This window comes from Bradyrhizobium sp. P2_E8 (assembly GCF_056403875.1).
Map to the genome: position 1 here is coordinate 1 of NZ_JBFUES010001112.1, position 2,273 is coordinate 2,273.

General features: G+C 64.1%; 4 protein-coding genes. 2 read left to right on the plus strand and 2 right to left on the minus strand.

Annotated elements, in window-relative coordinates:
- A partial coding sequence (locus tag AC1D00_RS37345; protein ID WP_477014116.1) for a lipoyl synthase occupies positions 1 to 361 on the plus strand: 361 nt, incomplete at its 5' end.
- A 6-nt stretch (positions 362 to 367) separates the two neighbouring features.
- Entirely contained in the window at positions 368 to 838 is a 471-nt protein-coding gene (locus AC1D00_RS37350) for a type II toxin-antitoxin system RatA family toxin (RefSeq protein WP_477014117.1), read from the plus strand.
- Positions 839 to 957: 119 nt separating this feature from the next.
- Here the strand turns inward: AC1D00_RS37350 and AC1D00_RS37355 are convergent, their stop codons facing one another.
- Complete coding sequence (locus tag AC1D00_RS37355; RefSeq protein WP_477014118.1) at positions 958 to 1,773, minus strand: c-type cytochrome; 816 nt, start codon at positions 1,771 to 1,773, stop codon at positions 958 to 960.
- Positions 1,773 to 2,273, minus strand: a 501-nt coding sequence (locus AC1D00_RS37360) for a cbb3-type cytochrome c oxidase subunit I (RefSeq protein ID WP_477014119.1), incomplete at its 5' end; no start/stop codon positions are given. The genes AC1D00_RS37355 and AC1D00_RS37360, both read right to left, overlap by 1 nt.

Below are 2,273 nucleotides of genomic sequence, written 5' to 3' on the forward strand. Positions count from 1 at the left end.
GCCGGATCACTTCCATTCGATCCGGCTGTTGCAGCGGGTCAAGGAGCTCGATGCGTCCATCTTCACCAAGTCCGGCATCATGGTCGGCCTCGGCGAGGAGCGTCACGAGGTGCAGCAGGTGATGGACGACCTGCGCTCGGCCGACGTCGACTTCCTGACCATCGGGCAATATCTCCAGCCGACCCGCAAGCATCACGCGGTCATGCGCTACGTGCCGCCGGACGAGTTTTCGTCCTATGAAAAGGTCGCCTACACCAAGGGCTTCCTGATGGTGTCGGCGAGCCCGCTCACCCGCTCGTCGCATCATGCCGGCGAGGATTTCGCGAGACTGAAGGCTGCGCGGGCAGCTCAAGCCCGCTGACGTACCATGCATCGAGTTTCGAGCAAGCACCGCGTCAACCATAGTGCGTCCGAGATGTTTGATCTGGTCGCCGATGTCGAGCGCTATCCGGAATTCGTGCCGCTGTGCAGCGCGCTGAAGGTGCGGCAGCGGATGGCGAAGCCTGACGGCACCGAGGTGCTGGTCGCCGACATGACGGTGTCGTTCAAGCTCGTCAAGGAGTCCTTCACCAGCCGCGTGACGCTCGACCGCGCCAACCTGAAGATTCTGGTCGAATATCTGCAAGGCCCGTTCCGTAATCTGGAAAACCGCTGGACGTTCGAGCCCAAGGGTGAGGGCGTCTGCGACGTCGGGTTCTTCCTCGCCTACGAGTTCAGGAGCCGCATGCTGGCGATGCTGATGGGATCGATGTTCGATGCCGCCTTCGCACGCTTCTCCACTGCATTCGAGAAACGCGCGGATGCGATCTACGGACGGCCGAAGCTGGCGTCGACGTAGCCTAGGCTGGGCACACTCTTTCCGCCGTCATTGCGAGGAGCCCTTGCGACGAAGCAATCCAGAGTCATTCCGCGGAGGGATTCTGGATTGCTTCGCTGCGTTCGCAATGGCAGTGGGACTCAATCCACCGCTTTGACAACATCCGGCGGCTGCGAGGCGTAGTAGGCCGCGGCCTGCTCGATCTCCTGTGGCGTCATTGCGCGCGCGATGTTGCGCATCTGCTGGCTGATGTCGTTGCGCCGTTCGCCTGAGGCGAAGGCCTGGAGCTGGGCCTTCATGTAGGCCTCGGACTGGCCTTCGAGCCATGGGCTGCCGGTCTTGTTGTCGAGGCTGCCATGGCAGGCGCCGCACGGCGCGATGCCGCGGATCGGCGCGCCGTAGATGACGATGTTGGGTTTCGGCAGAAGCGGCGTCGGGTGATAGGCCGGCAGCCGCGGCAGATAGGCGTAGTAGTTCGAGAGGTCGGCGATCTCCTGGTCGGTCAGGTTGACGGCGAATGGCGACATCACGGCATTGGTGCGCGCGCCGGAGCGGAAATCGTGCAGCTCCTTGTAGATCACGGCCGCATACTGACCGGCGAGGTTGGGCGAGTCCGCGCGGCTGATGCCGGTCGGGCCATGGCAGATCGCGCAGCGCTGCGCGAGCGTGGCGCCGCGGCCAATCGCCTCCTGGCTCGGACGCGACAGCGTGTGCGAGGTGAGCACGACCTCTGAAAGACGCTTGCTCTGCTCGGGTGCCGTCACGCTTGCCGCGCGCCGCGGCACGCCGGCGGCGCTACAGATCGCATCCCAGACATTGGCGAACTGCACCCAGGGCTGCGCGAAGGGCAGCACGATGAATCCGGCAATCGCCGTCACGACGAGCATCACAGCAGTGATGCCGACGCCGATCTTGAAATGGCCGTTACGGAAGGTGAAGAGGTCGCGCGTGCTCATCACTGCGCTCCCACATAGACGGCCGGCACCGACGTGCCCTCGGTCAGCGCCAGCGTCAGGATCGGATAGCCGTAGTTGGTGATGGTCAGCGCGATCATCAGCGCCACCCAAAGCGCGTGGGTGTTGAGCGCGACCGGCACCGTCGCCGGCTGGTGCACGGCCAGCGCAAACCGATAGGGGCCGGCGTCAGCCTGTGGCGCGCGCATCCCTCGGGCCAGAATGACCAGGAAAATGATGCCTGAGGTCAGCAGGATGAAACCGCCAATCGCGGAGAATGTGACGGAGAGCGCCTGCGGCGCGATCGCGGGATCGCCGAAGTCGAAATAGGCCATTCGGCGCGGCATGCCCAGGATGCCGACCCAGTGCCAGGGGAATGTGGTGACGATCATGCCGACGAACCACAGCCAGAGCTGCGTGCGGATCAGGCGAAGGTCGGTCAGCTCGCGCCCGGTGAGGTGCGGCCACAGATCATAGGCGATCGCGAAATACATGATCACGAT

Bases quoted from the DNA above. Each gene is read 5' to 3' on its own strand.
- AC1D00_RS37355 (WP_477014118.1), bottom strand. From the start codon at position 1,773: ATGAGCACGCGCGACCTCTTCACCTTCCGTAACGGCCATTTCAAGATC.
- AC1D00_RS37350 (WP_477014117.1), top strand. From the start codon at position 368: ATGCATCGAGTTTCGAGCAAGCACCGCGTCAACCATAGTGCGTCCGAG.